Source organism: Candidatus Rokuibacteriota bacterium, assembly GCA_030647435.1.
GTDB lineage: Bacteria > Methylomirabilota > Methylomirabilia > Rokubacteriales > CSP1-6 > AR37.
In genome coordinates, this window is sequence record JAUSJX010000012.1 from 84,711 (window position 1) to 99,939 (window position 15,229).

At 69.6% G+C, this 15,229-nt stretch carries 21 protein-coding genes and 1 tRNA gene; 13 read left to right on the forward strand and 9 right to left on the reverse strand.

Annotated elements, in window-relative coordinates; all coding sequences use genetic code 11:
- The first annotated feature begins 110 nt into the window (after positions 1-110).
- From Q7W02_02315 to Q7W02_02370, 12 genes are all read left to right on the forward strand, one after another.
- Positions 111-2,981, forward strand: a complete 2,871-nt coding sequence (locus Q7W02_02315) for a hypothetical protein (protein MDO8475025.1) — start codon at positions 111-113, stop codon at positions 2,979-2,981.
- 186 nt (positions 2,982-3,167) lie between these two features.
- Positions 3,168-3,563 carry a hypothetical protein gene (locus Q7W02_02320; protein MDO8475026.1) on the forward strand — a complete coding sequence of 132 codons (396 nt, stop codon included), beginning with the start codon at positions 3,168-3,170 and terminating at the stop codon, positions 3,561-3,563.
- 146 nt (positions 3,564-3,709) lie between these two features.
- Positions 3,710-3,922 (forward strand): hypothetical protein, encoded by a 213-nt coding sequence (locus Q7W02_02325; GenBank protein ID MDO8475027.1) that lies wholly within the window; start codon positions 3,710-3,712, stop codon positions 3,920-3,922.
- A 73-nt stretch (positions 3,923-3,995) separates the two neighbouring features.
- The gene (locus Q7W02_02330) at positions 3,996-4,400 is read left to right on the forward strand and encodes a hypothetical protein (GenBank protein MDO8475028.1); all 405 of its coding nucleotides are present in this window, start codon (positions 3,996-3,998) and stop codon (positions 4,398-4,400) included.
- 55 nt (positions 4,401-4,455) lie between these two features.
- Positions 4,456-4,659 (forward strand): helix-turn-helix transcriptional regulator, encoded by a 204-nt coding sequence (locus tag Q7W02_02335; protein MDO8475029.1) that lies wholly within the window; start codon positions 4,456-4,458, stop codon positions 4,657-4,659.
- On the forward strand, positions 4,659-5,597 hold the full coding sequence (locus Q7W02_02340) for a hypothetical protein (GenBank protein ID MDO8475030.1): 939 nt from the start codon (positions 4,659-4,661) through the stop codon (positions 5,595-5,597). Before Q7W02_02335 ends, Q7W02_02340 begins: the two co-directional genes overlap by 1 nt.
- 76 nt (positions 5,598-5,673) lie before the next feature.
- Positions 5,674-6,330, forward strand: coding sequence for a hypothetical protein (locus Q7W02_02345; GenBank protein ID MDO8475031.1), 657 nt, complete (start codon positions 5,674-5,676; stop codon positions 6,328-6,330).
- Positions 6,330-6,635, forward strand: a complete 306-nt coding sequence (locus Q7W02_02350) for a hypothetical protein (protein ID MDO8475032.1) — start codon at positions 6,330-6,332, stop codon at positions 6,633-6,635. The genes Q7W02_02345 and Q7W02_02350 overlap by 1 nt, the downstream gene beginning before the upstream one ends.
- Positions 6,632-7,045, forward strand: a complete 414-nt coding sequence (locus tag Q7W02_02355) for a hypothetical protein (protein ID MDO8475033.1) — start codon at positions 6,632-6,634, stop codon at positions 7,043-7,045. The genes Q7W02_02350 and Q7W02_02355 overlap by 4 nt, the downstream gene beginning before the upstream one ends.
- Positions 7,045-7,236 (forward strand): hypothetical protein, encoded by a 192-nt coding sequence (locus Q7W02_02360; protein ID MDO8475034.1) that lies wholly within the window; start codon positions 7,045-7,047, stop codon positions 7,234-7,236. Before Q7W02_02355 ends, Q7W02_02360 begins: the two co-directional genes overlap by 1 nt.
- 47 nt (positions 7,237-7,283) lie before the next feature.
- The gene (locus Q7W02_02365; protein MDO8475035.1) at positions 7,284-7,817 is read left to right on the forward strand and encodes a hypothetical protein; all 534 of its coding nucleotides are present in this window, start codon (positions 7,284-7,286) and stop codon (positions 7,815-7,817) included.
- Complete coding sequence (locus tag Q7W02_02370) at positions 7,814-9,481, forward strand: recombinase family protein (protein MDO8475036.1); 1,668 nt, start codon at positions 7,814-7,816, stop codon at positions 9,479-9,481. The genes Q7W02_02365 and Q7W02_02370 overlap by 4 nt, the downstream gene beginning before the upstream one ends.
- On the opposite strand, the gene Q7W02_02375 is transcribed toward Q7W02_02370, so the two are convergent.
- Positions 9,465-9,541: transfer RNA gene (locus Q7W02_02375), tRNA-Arg, on the reverse strand. The genes Q7W02_02370 and Q7W02_02375 overlap by 17 nt on opposite strands.
- A gap of 87 nt (positions 9,542-9,628) precedes the next feature.
- On the opposite strand from Q7W02_02375, the gene Q7W02_02380 reads away from it, so the two are divergent.
- Positions 9,629-10,687: a hypothetical protein gene (locus Q7W02_02380; protein ID MDO8475037.1), complete on the forward strand. Its 1,059-nt coding sequence runs from the start codon at positions 9,629-9,631 to the stop codon at positions 10,685-10,687.
- A gap of 36 nt (positions 10,688-10,723) precedes the next feature.
- Here Q7W02_02380 and Q7W02_02385 read toward each other — a convergent pair whose 3' ends face one another.
- The 8 genes from Q7W02_02385 to Q7W02_02420 all read right to left on the reverse strand — a co-directional run bounded on the left by Q7W02_02385 (position 10,724) and on the right by Q7W02_02420 (position 15,045).
- Positions 10,724-11,014: a hypothetical protein gene (locus Q7W02_02385; protein ID MDO8475038.1), complete on the reverse strand. Its 291-nt coding sequence runs from the start codon at positions 11,012-11,014 to the stop codon at positions 10,724-10,726.
- Between the two features lie 59 nt (positions 11,015-11,073).
- Positions 11,074-11,427, reverse strand: coding sequence for a hypothetical protein (locus tag Q7W02_02390; GenBank protein ID MDO8475039.1), 354 nt, complete (start codon positions 11,425-11,427; stop codon positions 11,074-11,076).
- Complete coding sequence (locus Q7W02_02395) at positions 11,424-11,807, reverse strand: hypothetical protein (protein MDO8475040.1); 384 nt, start codon at positions 11,805-11,807, stop codon at positions 11,424-11,426. The genes Q7W02_02390 and Q7W02_02395 overlap by 4 nt, the downstream gene beginning before the upstream one ends.
- 64 nt (positions 11,808-11,871) lie before the next feature.
- Positions 11,872-13,941 (reverse strand): hypothetical protein, encoded by a 2,070-nt coding sequence (locus tag Q7W02_02400; GenBank protein ID MDO8475041.1) that lies wholly within the window; start codon positions 13,939-13,941, stop codon positions 11,872-11,874.
- Complete coding sequence (locus tag Q7W02_02405; GenBank protein ID MDO8475042.1) at positions 13,941-14,114, reverse strand: hypothetical protein; 174 nt, start codon at positions 14,112-14,114, stop codon at positions 13,941-13,943. Before Q7W02_02405 ends, Q7W02_02400 begins: the two co-directional genes overlap by 1 nt.
- 67 nt (positions 14,115-14,181) lie before the next feature.
- A complete protein-coding gene (locus tag Q7W02_02410) occupies positions 14,182-14,697 on the reverse strand; it encodes a hypothetical protein (protein MDO8475043.1) in 516 nt (171 codons plus the stop codon).
- Entirely contained in the window at positions 14,694-14,873 is a 180-nt protein-coding gene (locus tag Q7W02_02415) for a helix-turn-helix transcriptional regulator (GenBank protein MDO8475044.1), read from the reverse strand. The genes Q7W02_02410 and Q7W02_02415 overlap by 4 nt, the downstream gene beginning before the upstream one ends.
- A gap of 37 nt (positions 14,874-14,910) precedes the next feature.
- On the reverse strand, positions 14,911-15,045 hold the full coding sequence (locus Q7W02_02420; protein MDO8475045.1) for a hypothetical protein: 135 nt from the start codon (positions 15,043-15,045) through the stop codon (positions 14,911-14,913).
- Between the last annotated feature and the right edge of the window lie 184 nt (positions 15,046-15,229).

Sequence of the window (15,229 nt, forward strand, 5' to 3'; positions counted from 1 at the left end):
GTCCGCGACGGCCAGGAACTGCGGCCTGTTCGCCCGGCGTGTCGTGACGAGCATGCTGGGTGGGCGGGCCGCGGATCGCGACTGATGTTCCAAACAAGGAGAACCGACTGATGGCCGGAAACGAAATTTTGATCAACCTGACCGCGATCAACACGACCGGGCCCGAGTTCGAGAAGGTCCGGGCCGCCACGAAGACGATGCAGGACACGGTCGCCACGGCCTCGAAGAGCATGGGGGAGGGCTTCAACCAGGTCTCGCGGGTGACGCGTGCCCTCGCCGCGGACGTCGGCTCCTCGCTGAATCCGATGCTCGGGACCATGGTCGGCAATCTCGGGCTGGTCGCGCGTGGCGCGGGTTCGATGGGCGCGGCGCTCGCGGGGGTAACCGCGGTCGCCGTGGTGGGCGCGGTGGCGCTCAAGACGTACTTCGACTCGGTGACGAATGCCGCGGAGGCGCAGGCCAGGCTGAACATCGCGGTCAAGAGCTTTGACCTTGCGTCGACGCAGAGCGCGATGCTGGCCGCCTCGGTCGCGCTGGAAGCTAGGGCCGAACGGGCGAAGACCTTCGTCGGGTCGCTCGGCAATGCCTTGGGCGACCTCTCGGACGCGCTGGGGATCACGCGCTCCGCGATGCAGGATCTCCAAGCGGCGGCCGCGGCGACGGAACAGAATCTCCCGCTCGCCCGGACGCAAAGTGTCACGGAGGCGTTGCTCCAGCAGGCGCAGGCCTGGGTCCAGCTCCGCGCGGTGCAACTCGGCCGCGCCGAGTCCCTCGGCGCCGAGACGGACTACCTCCGCGTCATGAAGCTCATCAACGACGCGCTCGGAGAGCAGTTCGACCGCGAAGAGGATCTCTTGAATATCAAGGCCAAGACGGCGATCGGCGCGGCCGAAGCCCGCCACGCCTCCCCGGCGGAGATCGGGATGATCCGCCGGCGTTTGGCCAAGGACCTCGAGACGGTCAACATCCGAGGCGTGAGCGCCCTCGAGGCCACGAGCGAGCAGCAGCGCCGCTTCACGATGGGGCGCTTTGCCGCTGAGCTGCAGACGGCCGTCGCCGCCGGGGGCTCGATGGAGCAGGCCACGGCCGGCGTGAGCCCGGAAGACTCGGCGCTGGGGGCGAAGCGGCGCGCGGCCGAGGCCGAGCGGCTCTTCACGATCGAGCAGGCCCGCCTGAACGTCATGCGGGAGCAGGGGGATCTCAGCGATAAGCAGCGGCTATCGCTCGACCTGTCCGCGATCGCCGGCGAGGCCCGCCTCAAGCTGCAGCAGGCGGGCCTCGACGTCGACAAGCAGGAGCTCGCCACCCTCGAGGCGGCGGCCCGCACGACAGAACGCGTCCGGGTTGGCCTCGAGCAGAGCGATCCGCTGATGGGCCTGGCCGCCGGCTTCCGCACCGCGGCCGACGAGGCCGAGCGCTCGGGCGCGATCATGTCGAGCTTCGCGCAGCAGACGGCTGGCAACATGTCGCGTGCGTTTTCCGATCAGTTCTTCAATGTCATGACCGGCCGGTTCAAGGATCTCAGCGCCGTCGCGAACAGCTTCTCCGCCGCGCTGCTCCGGAGCGTGACGGACGCCCTCGGGCAAATGATGACGGCGCCACTCCTCCGCGCGCTCGGCGGTGGACCTGGGGGCGGGCAGACCTTCATCCGTGGGCTCGGGGTCCTCGGCGGTGGCATGAGCGCGGGGGGCATCGTCCAGATCGAGGGCCAGCTCTTTCAGTCCGTCGCCGCGGGGGGCGGCCAGACCGTGCTGGTCCCGGTCTCGGCCGGGAGCGCGGGCGGGGCCAGTGTCGCGGGGAGCGTGGCGACCGGGGGTGCTGGGGGCGCGGGCGCGGGTGTCGGCGCGAGTGCCGGCGGCGCCCTCAGCCTCTTTGGCAGCACCAGTGATGCGATCCGGGCGTTTCTCAACACGCCGCTGTCCTCGATTGCGCCCTCGCTCTTCGGGGCCAGCACGCTCGCCCCATCGTTCAGTGCGGGGGCCACGGCTGCAGAGCTGCAAGCGCTCGGGGCCTCGGGCGCGGAGATCTCAGCCGCCACCACGGGCGCGGGGGCCACGATCGGCACCGCGCTCGGGGCTGCCGCGGCGGTGGCCGCGCTCGCTTTCACGGTGTACAGCGGGCTGTCGAATCCCCCGACGGCGCAGAGCATTGCCTCGGGCTTCGTGTCGGGCGCGATCAGCGGGGCCATTATCGGCTCATATTTCCCACCTTACGGCACGGCGGTCGGGGCCGTCGCGGGCGGTCTCCTCGGCGGCGGCGCGGCGGCGCTCGGGAAAGAGGATCCGGCCGTCAATAAGGCGCGCAAGCAGGCCGAGATCGATCGGGCGGTCGGCGCGGCGTCGGGGCTCGGCGGCGCCGTCGGAGCGACCACGAGCATCCAGGAGCTCTTCGACCTGCTCACGACGCACAACTCAGGGGCGGTCGGCGGGACTTCGGGCGTCGCCATTGTCTCGCTGGTGTATGCCAGCGGGCAGCCGCGCGTGGGGGAGGCGCTGTTCGTCGGGCGTCCGAATGCGACCTATCCCGTGGCGACGGTCGAGGAGTTCGCGCGGTTCGGTCCGACCAGCTACGTGGCCGTCATCCAGGCCGGCGTCAATCCGGCGCATCTCAGCGGGCCGAATCAGAGCCTCGAGGCCGCCGTCCGGAGCAAGATCACGCAGTTGAACCAGGCGGCCCAGCGGATCTCGCAAATCGAGATCTCGACCTCCGATGTGCTCGCCCAACCCCTGCCCTTCGGCGGCGGCGTGACCCGCGTAACGAAGTTCCGCGGCGATCGGGCGGCGGCCTTCGCCGGGCAGGAGTTCTCCATCGAAGGACCGTCGCTGGTGGGTCTCGCGGTGGCGGAGAAGATCGGGTTCCTGAAGGATCTGGCGAAGCTCGACCGGGACTTGAACCTCAACATCCTCTACCGCGATCCCGCGACGGACGAGATCGTCAGTCTCTCGATGACCGGGGCCACGGGCCTCGCGATGGCGGGCTGAGATGGCGATTGCCACGGCGTTCTATCCGAGCATCAGCTATGGCAGCGGGCCGACGCAGAGCGTTCCCCAGGAAGGAGGCAAAAGCTGCCCGTGGGCAGGATTTGAAAGCAGCCGATCCGCCAGGACCGCACCCTCAACATCCTCATCCGCCCGGAGCCGTTCGCGTTCTGCGGCGAGGAGAGACCCATGATTGACCCTGTCCCGACGCCGGCCGAACTCCCGCGCGCGCTGCTGGTCGCGCTGATGGCCGAAGCCGCGCGCGCGGTCGCCACGGTCAACGGCGCCATCGCGTTGCAGCTCGCCCAGCCCGCGCCGCTCCCGGCCGAATCCGAGGCCTGGCGGGCGACGCTCGTCCAGGTCGCGTTCGGGCCGCTGTACAACATCTGGACCGCGCTCGAGCCGGCACAACTGCCCGCGGCGGGCGCCCATGTGATCTTGGCGCTCCTTCGTGAAATGACCGCGACCGCCTCGGCGGGGATCGCCGTCTTGCGCCAGTTCGCCACGCCGCTCCCCGCGACGGAGCCGGCCAGCCCGCCCCTGCCCGCCGTGGGCGCCAGTCCCGGGCCCGGCTCCCCGATATGACGCCATTCCGGTCGGTGCTGCACGGCGCCTGTCTCGTCGGCGGGCGGCATCCCGCGGGCTCCAGGCTCGCCGCCGAATGTCCCGTTTTGCGCCGTCAGGGGCGTCGCGGACAGGGGGGGCAAGGGGGTAGTAGCGGGTCGCTCGAAATGGCCTCGCCAAAACCCTTGCATCCCGAGGGGTTGGCGAGCGGATTCCGCAACGTTGAGGACCACCCCGAAGGCGCGCTCGCCCACCGGCGCCTGAAACCGGGGCGGCCGGCGACCCAGGAGCCGTCGCGCTACGCCCGCTTCCGCCGCCGGCATCCCGAATATCAGCAGCGTGAAGCGCAGCGCAAGCAGGCGCGACCGGCGACGGACTAGGCGCCCGGCTGTGCTATCGTCCGGCCCGTCGACGATCGAGGAGTCAATCGTCCGAACACGCCCGGAGGCCTGCATGGCAACGCGACACCCGGTCCATCGAACCTGCCCAGCCCCAAAACCGTTCGGCTCCCCCTGCAACCACCGCCTCGAGGGCGCCGAGATCCGCTGCCACGCGCACCAGGACGCGGACCCAACGCGGCAGTGCGCCGCCGTGCTCGGTCGGAACGGTACGTCCCGACGCTGCGCGGCGTGGCCGATGCCCGGCCTGCCTTTTTGCGCGGCGCATGATCCCGTGACCATCGCCCTCCGCCGCGAGGAGGCACAATCGGCGCGGGCCCGGATCGCCGCCGTCCGCCAGGCCGTTGCCGCGGCGCCCGTGCTCATCCAGGGCAAGATGCTCGATCTCCTGGTGGTGGAGCGCCAGGTCGACGTCGGCGCCGTCGAGGCCGTGGCGCGGCGCTACCAGGTGCTCGGGTGAGGGGCTGGGCGAGCTCAAAGAGAGCGCTTGACAACTCTGCTTACTGAGGGCTAGCATGTCCCCTAAGAGACTGAGCCGCGTGATCCAGACACTCCGAGAGGCGAAGGGCCTGACGCAGCGCGACCTGGCCACGAAGGCCAAGGTCACGGCGGGCTATGTCGCGCAGCTCGAGATGGGGGTGCGGAAGAACCCCTCCCTCGACGTCCTTCGCCGCCTCGCCAAGGCGCTCGGCGTGCCGGTGACGGAGTTACTGGGCTAATGGGCCGCGGCCGGGCGGAGAAGAGCCTCGATCTGGTGCTGCTGGCCCACGAGATCCTGGAGCAGATCCAGCCGGCCAGTGTCCGCGCCGTCTGCTACCAGCTCTTTGTGCGCGGGGCCATCCCGGGGATGGACAAGGCCAGCACGAATCGGGTGGGCGCGCTCCTGACACGGGCGCGCGAGGAAGGCGAGATCCCGTGGGAGTGGATCGTGCAGGAGGGACGCGCGATCGAGTCCGTCGCAGCCTGGCAGGATCCCGCGGCCTTCGCGCGGTCGGTCCAAGCGGCCTACCGGCGGAACAAATGGGACGGCCAGCCCACGCGCATCATGGTGGTGAGCGAGAAGGGGACCGTCCGCGGCACCCTCGCCCCGGTCCTCGAGGAGTTCGAGGTGGAGTTCCTGCCCGTCGGCGGCTACGCCAGCGCCACCCGGGTCAAAGAACTCGCGGATGCGCGCACCGCTGGGGACAAGCCCCTGCTCCTGCTCTATCTCGGGGATCACGATCCCTCGGGCCGGGGAATGTCGGACCAAGACCTCCCGCGGCGGCTGCTCCGCTACCTGAGCACCGATCGCGCCGACAAGGACGCCTGGGACCAGGACGCCGTGGACTTCTACGCGGCCGAGTGGGGGGTGGACGTCAGACGCATCGCGCTCACCATCGAGGACACCGAGGCGCTCGGGGAGGACTTGGGGTTCCCGGCCGAGGACAAGGCGAACGACCCCCGCTATCCGTGGTTCGCGGAGACCTTCGGGTCCTGGTGTTGGGAGTTGGATGCGCTGAATCCGAACATCCTCCGCGGGCGGGTGCGCGACGCCCTGCGGGCGGAGCTGGACCCCGTGCAGTGGGCGCGCTATGTGGCGGCGGAGCAGGTCGAGCGGGCGTCGATCACCCAGACGCTCGACGCCTGGAAGTCTATTTCCGGGCTCGCACGAGAATAGAAGTAGAAACGCCCCGCGACGTCTAGCGACGTCCGGGGCGACGGCCCATCACCCACACCCGACGAAGGAGGAGCGAATGAGCACCCCGATCTTAGCAGCCCCGAAGCGACTCAGCGACGAAAAGTTCATGGATGCGATCGACAAGCTCAAGCCCAACGTGTTTCCCGCCGTGGTCGCCGGAAAGGTTGACACCGGGACGATCACGGCTACGTGCTTCAACCTCATCAACGCCGACGGGCAGCGCCTCGCGGCACTGACGACCAACGACAACGGGTGCCCCGGTTTGGTCTTCTTTCATCCCGGAAGCGACGGCGCCCGCCTGGAGGTGATGCTCGAGGCGGCCGGGCCGGTGGTGAAATTCAACGACGCGAAGGGCAGGCAACGCCTGCGGGTCCACATCGGGCCCGGCGATACGCCGGCCGTGTTCCTCACGGGGGCGACTGGCCTCCCGCGGATAAGCCTGATGGTCGATCGCGACCACCCACGGGTGATCCTCTTCCCTCGCGGTGCCCGCCATCGGTCCGTGGTTGCCGGGGTGCCCTTTCCCAAGATCCCGGAGCCCCGAGCTTGGGCGAGAGCCATGCGCGCCGCCAGGAGCAACAAACGGGCGGCATTCGAGACGGCGGCCCTGGACGCGGGCTTCCTGACGCCCGAGCTGCTGAAACTCTGGAACTTCGCCCGGCGGCGGCTCCGGCACCGGCCAGTCTCGCGTGCCCGGAAGGTGGTGGCGTGATGGCGGCGCGGGCGAAGACCGAAGCCCCGCCGGACCCGGGGGACCTCTCCTGCCTCGCCCAGCGACTCACGGCGGTACTTGTGACGCTCCAGGAGGCCACCGACGTCGAGGGCGACCTGCTCGATCGGCTCAAGGCCCATCATGAGGACCTCCCGTACGCGCTGCTCTGCGAGCTCTTCCCCGTGGCCATCCGCATGAGCAGAGAACTTGAAACGGGCCTCGACCTGCAAACGCAGCAGCCGCCGATCGCTCCAACGCCGGCCCTCAAGCCGCATGCGCGGACCGACAGGCGGAGGGCCGCGTGATGGGGGCGCGCGACGTGGGCGCGGTGATCGCGATCCCAAGCCTCGCGGAGGTCGTTGCAGACGCGAGCCGGGCCAAGGGGCTGACGCGGCCTGCGTTGGGCGCGCTCCTCATCGAGCTCGCAGCGGTCCAGACACAGCTCAGCGCCGAAGTCGCGACTGCGTCAGATGCCCCAGCCGTCGCCCCGCCCGATCGTTCCTTGACCATCGAGCAAGCGGCCGACCGGGTGCACGTGGCGCCGGCCACGATGAAGAGATGGCTTCGTCGAGAACCCTTCAACGCGGCCGTCGTCGTGCGGTCTCGGACCATGGTGCGGGTCAGCGCCGCCATGCTTGAGCAGGTGATTCAGGGAGGGGCCGCGGTCCGCCAGCGCCGTCGGCAGATCATGGCGCGGGCAGGAAGCGGCGCGTGATGGAAACGCTCCTGCTCGCCCTCTGGATTGTCTCCCTGCTCCTCTCGCTCGGATCGCGTCGGGGCGCGTCGGTGCTGGTCGTGCCTGTGGTGGTGGTGCTCGTGCCGACCCCCGAGGCGGCCACGCCGGCACTCCGGGGGGAGGATTGGTTGCGGCGCCAGCTCGAGGGGCTGGGGAAGGAGAAAGGATGATGCCAACGGCGAGACGGATGATCCCCTGCACGGAGACAATCTCCGCGATGATGGCGGCGCAGGTGATGGAGGTCATGAACGAGTACGGGTTGATCGACGTTGGCGACGACCCGCAGGCCAATGCGGAAGCGAACGCGAATGCCGTCATGCGCGTCTTCAAGGCGCAAGGGCTGATGACAGCGAATGGTGACGTCCGCGCAGGGGCCTGCATCTTGCTGCCGGGCGCCTCCGCGGGCGCCGGGTTCAAGCTGCTGTTTACCCTTCCCGCGATCGCGGAGGAGCATGACGGGGCCACTTTGCAACGGAAGCGGTCGCCGGTCACGTTCGGCCGGACGCCGCAAGGGGAGATCATTGTCCCGGCCCGCTGGCTTCTGGCAAAACTTGAGGACCTCGCCAGCAACCCGAGTGCCCCCCGCGATGTGCGATCCCTCGCGCTGGCTCTCTCTCGCGCGAAGCGAGACGATATCGTGCTCCCAGCGGAAGCCGAGACAGTCGCGGTCGCCGTCGACTACGCGGACGAGCGGGTGATCTTTGAAGCGCTGCCCGCCGGGCTCGTGGTCTCCGTGGAGGAAGTCCCATGATCGCCGCCATTTACGCTCGCAAGTCCACGGACCAGAACCTGCCCGACGAGGAGAAGTCCGTCACGCGGCAGATTGAGCGCGCCACGGCCTACGCGCAGGCGAAGGGCTGGACCGTCGCCGCGGAGCACGTCCACGCCGACGACGGGATCTCCGGGGCGGAGTTCGTCAAGCGCCCGGGCTTCCTGCGCCTCATGAACGCGCTCAAGCCGCGCCCGCCCTTCCAGGTGCTCATCATGTCCGAGGAGTCGCGCCTCGGACGCGAGCAGATCGAGACGGCCTACGCGCTCAAGCAGATCACCGACGCCGGCGTGCGTGTGTTCTTCTACCTCGAGGACCGCGAGCGGACGCTTGGCTCGGCCATGGACAAGGTCATGCTCTCCCTGACCAACTTCGCCGCCGAAATGGAGCGGGAGAAGGCCAGCCAGCGGACCCATGACAAGCTGACGGGAGTATTCGAGCGCGGCCAGGTCCCCGGCGGGATGGTCTTCGGCTACGACAACGTCGAGGTCCTCTCCCCTACCCCGGGCCGGGATGGCAAGCCCCGCCGCGCCCACGTGATCCGGCAGATCAACGCACCCCAGGCCGAGGTCCTTCGCCGGATCTTCCAGCTCTGCGCGGATGGGTGGGGCCTCGTCCGCATCGCCAAGGCGCTGACTGGCGAGGGGATCGCCAAGCCCAAAGGCAAGGGCCGCGGGTGGGCACCCTCGGCGATCCGCGAGATGCTCCACCGCGAGCTCTACCACGGCCGCGTCGTGTGGAACAAGATGCAGCGGGTGCACCGGGGCGGGACGCGGGGGAAGCGCGCGCGCCCGGAGTCCGAGTGGCTGGTGCTCGACGCGCCCGCGCTTCGCATCGTGCCCGAGCCCCTGTGGCAGGCCGCGCACGCCGCCCTCGAGCAGAAGCAGGCCGCGTATCTCCGCATGGCGGGCGGCAAGCTCATCGGCCGGCCCGAGGGCTCCCGCGAGTCGCCCTACCTGCTCACCGGGCTCTCTATCTGCCATGAGTGCGGCGGAAGCATCTGCGCGACCACGCGGACGCACGGCCGCCACGTGCGCACCTACTACGGCTGCTTCCACCATCGGAGCCGCGGCGACGGGGGCTGCCCGAACAATCTCACGATGCCGATGGACGAGGCCAACCGGCTCCTGCTCGACGCGCTCAGCCGCGACGTGCTGACGCCCGCGATGGTCACGGGGACGCTTGAGGACACGCTCGCCGCCTGGCAGGCTGAGGGCGTGCCCGCGCTCGCGCGCCGCGAGGGCATGGAGGCTCGACTCCGGCAGCTCAACGCCGAGCTTGTCCACCTGACCAACGCCCTGGCCGGCGGGGCGCCCCCAGCCTCCGTCCATGAGGCCATCCGGGCCCGGGAGCGCGAACGGGCGGACGTGCAGGCGCAGCTCGAGCACCTGGACGGGCTGACGCGATTCACGGCAGGGGTAGATCCTCTCGCGCTCCAGGAGGACCTCGGCGCGCGGCTGGCGGACTGGCAGGGGCTCCTCGAGCGGCAGCCGATCCAGGCCCGGCAGATCCTCCGGAAGCTCCTGGTCGGCCGCCTGATCTTCGAGCCCTTTGAGGATGCGGACGGACGAGGCTACAAACTCAGAGGGCAGGCCACCTACGGGCGCCTGCTCTCCGGTGTTTATTCGGTGGTGCCCCCGGGGTGACTCGAACACCCGGCCCACAGTTTAGGAAACTGTTGCTCTATCCACCTGAGCTACGGGGGCATCGGTACTTACAGCGCACTCGCCGCTGATTCTACCACCGTGTGCTGATTTTGTGCTGAACCTGAGCGCGTTGATCGCCGCTCTGACGTGGCCCTCGGCCAGGTGGGCGTAGCGCATCGTCATCGCCAGGGTTGCGTGCCCGAGGATCTTCTGGAGCGCCGGCAGGTCGCCCGTCGACATCATGAAGTGGCTGGCGAAGGTATGCCGGAGGTCGTGGAACCTGAACGCCTCGACTTTGGCCTCCCGCAACGCCCCCTCAAAGGCCGTGCGGATACTCCCCCACTCGCTGCCGTCTGCCTTGCGGAACACGGGGCCCTCGACCTTGGGCCCTGCCAGCCGGGACAGCACCTCGTCAACGGCCTGGTTCATGGGGATCTCGCGCCGGCGCCCGCTCTTGGTCTGCTCGAGGCGGAGCACCCCGCGGGCGAAGTCCACCCGCTCCCACGCGAGGCCCAGAATCTCGCCTTTCCGCATCCCCGTATTGACGGCCACGGTAACGGCGGGCAGCAAGACCGGGCTCTTGCTGGCCTTCGCCTCACACGCGGCCAGGAGGCGCACGAGCTCATCCTCGGAGAGGAAGCGCAGGCGGCCCTGCGGCTCTGGCGCCAAGCGAATCCGCGGCACCTTCTCGACGTAGCCCCACTCCTCGGCCAGCCGGAGCAGGTGCCGGAGCACGGCCAGCTCGCGGTTGACCGTAGACGGCGTGACCGAGCGGCCGAGCTTCGAGATCTCGCTTATGCGGGCGCGGTCGTACTGGGCGATCCGCTGCGCCGAGATCTCGGGCAGCGGCGTGTCGGCGCCGAGCCGTGCCTTGAGCTTCGCGAGGATCTTCTCGTCCTCGTGGATCGAGCGCTTCCCCTTCCCCCGCTTGAAGGCGAGGTATTCCTCAGAGACCTCCGCGAGGGTCTTGGGCGCGGCGGGTGCCGCCGGCGTGTCCCGCTCGAGCAGCCGCTTGGCGAGCTCATCCTGCGCGGCCTCGCGCGTCCACTCCGCGCGGAAGCACCGCTCCTGCTTGCCGTGGACCTGGAGCGTGTAGCCCCAGGCGACCTTGCGGACCTTGTGACCGGTGGCGCCGCGACTGAGCCAGGTGCGTTTCTGGACGGTGGCCATCAGGGCCTCCTTTCGGTCGTGGACTTGCGAGCGTAGAGGGCGGCGATCATCGCGGCGCCCCTTTCCAAGGGATCACGGCTTGAGAAACTCATCGATCACCGCCTGGAGGATCGGCTGAACGTGAACGCCTATGTCGACCGTGTACGCTGCCATCTTGCTCATGATCGAACGCCCTTCCGGGGATGACTGCCACCGCGTTTGGGCCTCAATCTCCGCAACGGTGTACTGTCGCACGAGGACCTCGATGATGCCCCGCTCGAGGTCCTCCCCGCGGCCCCGGAGGGTCAGGGCCAATTGAGACTTCTTCGTGTCTGGGAGACCGGGCAGCTGCGCCACAATCCCCCGGATCATGTCCTCCAGCATGGGCACGATTGCCATGTAGTGCCGGGCTGCGATCCGTCGACGCTCCGTGGAGTCCTGATTCACTGGCCCAGCCCCCCGCTCTGCCGGCGGAGCCAGGCTGGCCAATCGCCATCCTGAATCCGGGTCCGCGAGTGGCCCGAGATCACGTTGCACGTCAGCACCACAGGCTGCGGGCCCGCCTTGCGCAGCGCCCGGCCGACGCGCTCGGCCCGCAAGGAGAGCCTCGTCCGCTCGCGCAGCACGAGCAGCGACACGATCAGGCGATGCTTCTGCCCGGCGGCGGGGACCGTGAACAGCACGCCCTCGTCGTCCGCGAGGCGCGTGGACGTGATCGTGGCGGCCGCGGGGAACTCGTGGCGGAGATACTCGCCGACCTCCGAGACTCCGGCCGCAATGTCCGTGTGCGCGATCATCGCTTCCCCCCGTCCAGCCCCTCGAGCTGCCGGCCGATCCTCGGCCCCCGCACCGGGCGGCCGGCGATCGCCGACGCTGGGGGGAGCGCCGGCGGCGTGTCGCGTCGCCAGCGGTCAATCATCAGACGCGGCCCGGGCTGCAGCGTCCGCGCCGTCTCGAGGAGGCGGCCAATCTCGACGGTGAGGGCCCAGCTCTCGTCGACGAGCGCGTGAGCCTCGGCGCGGAAGGCTTCACGACGGCGCGGGCTATGAGGATCGACGCGCGGCCCTTGCAAGCGCTGGACGCCGATCACCAACCCGGAGATCCGGCCGGGCAAGTCCTGCAGCCGCTCCGCGACGGCCGCGATCCCGTCCACCAGGTCCTCCGCCGTGGCGGTCACCGCGGGGCCTGATCGTCCGGCGTCGGGGTGAGCCCCTCGAGCTGCCGGCGGAGCCAGGCGGTCTTCATGCTCTCGCCTTTCGCCGAGCCGTCTTCCGCGCTCGCGCTCGCGCCTCTGCCTGGGCGAGCAGTCGGTTGGCCACAGCGACGACGCGGACGCTCGTCCCGTGTCCCCCGAGGACGCGGCAGACAGCTGAGACTCCGACTCCGGCGGCTTGGGCGATGCGTGTCTGGCTGATCCCGGCGGCTTTCAGCCTCGGAGGCAGCCAGACGGCCACACGACTCGACTCCTCGATCGCCGTGGCTCGGGTGCGCTGCGTGTGCTCGCTCTCCGCCCGTTGCCGGGCCTGCTCTAGTTCTCGACGCTCCTTTGTGATTTTCGCGCGATCCGCGGCGGCCGAGCGTGTCAACTCGTCGAGCTCGGCTCGTTCGCGGGCCAGCTCGTCGCGCGGCGAGGGAGCCGGCGCGGCCCCCGCGAGAGAAACCGCTTCGGCTGGCGGCGCAGGCGCGCTTCCCTTCGCGCGAGCCTCCGCGGCCCCAATCATGGCCCGCGCCGTTTCTAGAACCCGCTCGTTCTTCTGGCGTCCAGCGAGGACGTGACACACCGAGGCGCGACTGAAGCCGGCGAGCTGGGCGATTTGCGCCTGAGTAATGCCCAGCTCTCTGAGGCGGCTGGCAAGGGCTGGGTGCGCGGCGACCGCTCGGAGAGCCCGGCTCATGGGATCCGGGCGCGCCGGCGGGGGCCAGCCGCCGGGCAGCAGGGCGAGCGCCGCCCGTCGTCGCCGCTCCAGCTCGCCGACCTCTTCGAGCAGCTCCGCGCGGTCTCGCGCGACCCCAGCGATCACGTCCTCGCGCAGCGCCGCCCGCTCGGCCTCAAGTGTCGCGTGGCTCTCGTCGACAGCCTGCTTGGTTGCCGCACGCTCGGCCTCCAGGGCCCCCTGCGCGCTGGCTATCGTCTGCCGCGCGAGGCGCAGCAGACGCTCCTGTTCGGCCAGACGTGCCTCTCGGCGCATGGCGTGCTGATGCCAGAGACGCTGCTCCCCCACCGACGGTCCCGGGACGGCCGGGCGCGCGATGATCCCCCGTGCGATCAGGCGCCACTCGCGGTAGGTCGGAATGGTGACACCCGCGAGGGCCTCAACGTGGGGGACGAACGCGAGGATCTCGGCATCGAGGCGCTCGAGCGCCTTGCGCTTGGCGTAGAGTGTCCCTGCCGCGTAGGGTCGACCCTTGTGTATGGGACCCGCGGAGACGCCTCGGGCCAGGTCCTCGAGGAGTACGTCTCGCCACTGGATCCCAGGCTGAATTTTCTTCCACAGCTGGTCCGCGTCCCACCGCTGCCCTTTGGCGAATCGGACCCATAGCGCTCGGCGGGCGGCGAGACTGTCGCCCCCGAGCGCCCGGGTCTCAGCGTGGGCCATGTAGGCGCTGAATCGCTCCTGCCGGCGGTCCGACGTCACGCCCCCAAGTGCCCGGCGCGCCGCCTCCCGTCGCGCTGCTGGCGGCTTCACCAAGTCTTGCCAGTCGTCTAGCGCCTCGCCCACCAAATCAACGAGCGCCTGCGGCGCCAGGCCGTGACGGAGGACGTCGAGCAGGACCTCTCGAAGCGCTGGCGCGGCCTCCTCTTCTTCTTCCTCCTCCTCGGTAGTGGCCGGGGGCAGGAGCCGCCGGAGCCGATTCGCCTCCTCGCCCCACTCGACCGGAATGCCATACCGCTCCCGGAGCGTCTCGGCGACCATCGGATCATCCGTGAGCGCGTAGAGGTGGCGCGGGTAGGCCGCAGACGCGCGCCAGCCGCGCTCGTGCTCGACGATCTTCCCCCACAGCGCGACCTGGCCGACCACTACGACGCCGGGGAGCCTGGGGGTTCCACTCGGAGGCGCGAAGGCCCAGGCGACCTCCTGTAACAGCATCGGATGGCAGACCGCCCAGATCCCGCACTTGCAGCCATCGGCGGGGACCTCGTGCGATTCCTCTGGACAGACGGCCTCGTGCGCCTGGCGCGGCTTCCAGGCGAGGCCACGCTTGTAGATCGGCCGGAGGAGCCCCTCGCCCGGCAGCACGTACCAGCACCGCCAGCCGACCAGGGGTTCGTCGCTGACCTCGAGCGGGAGTCTCGCGGCTTCGCCAGCCATCAGCCGACGTGCTCGGGCTCAGGCTCCAGGACGGGGCGCGGCGCCGGGTCTGGGATCTCTTCCTGGGGCAGCGGCGCCGGCACGGGCAGCTCGCGCGGGACGATGTACCACTTCCGCTGCGGTTCGCCGACTTCCATCGCTCGGATGGCCGGTGATACACTGACCTCGCTCATCGTCCCCTCCGTCACGTTCGGGTGATGGGCCATGGCCCCGGGCGGTTCGCGCCGCCGCGGGGCGTTTCTACTTCAGTCGTAGTGCCTCAGCCTCGAATGTCTCTTCCTCGAGCCAGAAGCCCCAAGCTCGAGCAATAGCGTCGGCCACCTTCTCTCCGCCCGAGATCTCCTCTGGAGTCTTTTCGCGGTAGTGGTCGTTCGTGCCGCTGACTCGCGTGTAGGGCTTGCCGCCGAGGGCCATGCTCCCACACGCCATCCCGGACGCCACGTGTCCCAGCTCGTGAGCGATCACCCACATGACGGAGAGATCAGAGAAGCCATCGAGCCACGGTTGGAAGAGCGTCACGGTCCACACCTGCTCGTTGTGCCCCTCGATCGGCGGATCGTCGGCGGCCGTCTCTAATTCTTCCTCGCGGAGAGAGCTCGCAATACCGCGCGCGGGTTTCTCGGGCGAAAGTTCAACGCTCAGCGTTCGGTAGTAGTCCCACCCTTCGGGAAGTCGGGTAAGCACATGCCTGAGCACTTCGCGGTAGCGGCCCGGAGGCAGCGCTGATGCGATCTCCTCGAAAGCGTGCTCGTTCACCCCAGCAGCTCCGTCACCGGCACGCCGAGGGCCTTGGCGAGGCGACGGAGCACCGCGAGGGAGGGGTTCTTCCTGACGCCCGTTTCGAGCATCGTGATATACGCGTCCGTCACGCCGATGCGCTTTGCCAGCGCCTTCTGGCTGAGCCCCTTTTCCATCCGCAGCTTTTTGATCACCTGACGTAGCCTCTTGGGAGACACGATAGACTAACTCCTAGTTAGTGTCAAGTGGGTTCCGCAACCGTCCGATGATCCCCGCCAGCTCCTCGGCCACCCGCTCGAGGGCGGCGCGGAGCCCCTGATCCCCGGCCCGCCGCGCCTCGGCCTGCTTCTGGCGGGACCTGGCCACGCGGCACTTGCCGCTGCAGACGGTCTGCCGCCCCTGGAGCTCACGCGTCCCGCAGATCGGGCATGGCCGGGAGCCTACCACGATGCCCGAGAGGGGCGTACGTACGCCTGGGGGGCAGGGCTGGGACGCGGAATCAGCCGAGGACATGGGGAGGGGGTTACCCACCCTCAGGGGGAGGCGGCGC

Excerpts from the sequence above, each read along its gene's own strand:
- Q7W02_02315 (MDO8475025.1), top strand. The coding sequence starts at position 111 with ATGGCCGGAAACGAAATTTTGATCAACCTGACCGCGATCAACACGACC.
- Q7W02_02320 (MDO8475026.1), top strand. The coding sequence starts at position 3,168 with ATGATTGACCCTGTCCCGACGCCGGCCGAACTCCCGCGCGCGCTGCTG.
- Q7W02_02325 (MDO8475027.1), top strand. The coding sequence starts at position 3,710 with ATGGCCTCGCCAAAACCCTTGCATCCCGAGGGGTTGGCGAGCGGATTC.
- Q7W02_02330 (MDO8475028.1), top strand. The coding sequence starts at position 3,996 with ATGGCAACGCGACACCCGGTCCATCGAACCTGCCCAGCCCCAAAACCG.
- Q7W02_02335 (MDO8475029.1), top strand. The coding sequence starts at position 4,456 with ATGTCCCCTAAGAGACTGAGCCGCGTGATCCAGACACTCCGAGAGGCG.
- Q7W02_02340 (MDO8475030.1), top strand. The coding sequence starts at position 4,659 with ATGGGCCGCGGCCGGGCGGAGAAGAGCCTCGATCTGGTGCTGCTGGCC.
- Q7W02_02345 (MDO8475031.1), top strand. The coding sequence starts at position 5,674 with ATGAGCACCCCGATCTTAGCAGCCCCGAAGCGACTCAGCGACGAAAAG.
- Q7W02_02350 (MDO8475032.1), top strand. The coding sequence starts at position 6,330 with ATGGCGGCGCGGGCGAAGACCGAAGCCCCGCCGGACCCGGGGGACCTC.
- Q7W02_02360 (MDO8475034.1), top strand. The coding sequence starts at position 7,045 with ATGGAAACGCTCCTGCTCGCCCTCTGGATTGTCTCCCTGCTCCTCTCG.
- Q7W02_02365 (MDO8475035.1), top strand. The coding sequence starts at position 7,284 with ATGATGGCGGCGCAGGTGATGGAGGTCATGAACGAGTACGGGTTGATC.
- Q7W02_02370 (MDO8475036.1), top strand. The coding sequence starts at position 7,814 with ATGATCGCCGCCATTTACGCTCGCAAGTCCACGGACCAGAACCTGCCC.
- Q7W02_02385 (MDO8475038.1), bottom strand. The coding sequence starts at position 11,014 with ATGCTGGAGGACATGATCCGGGGGATTGTGGCGCAGCTGCCCGGTCTC.
- Q7W02_02390 (MDO8475039.1), bottom strand. The coding sequence starts at position 11,427 with ATGATCGCGCACACGGACATTGCGGCCGGAGTCTCGGAGGTCGGCGAG.
- Q7W02_02400 (MDO8475041.1), bottom strand. The coding sequence starts at position 13,941 with ATGGCTGGCGAAGCCGCGAGACTCCCGCTCGAGGTCAGCGACGAACCC.
- Q7W02_02405 (MDO8475042.1), bottom strand. The coding sequence starts at position 14,114 with ATGAGCGAGGTCAGTGTATCACCGGCCATCCGAGCGATGGAAGTCGGC.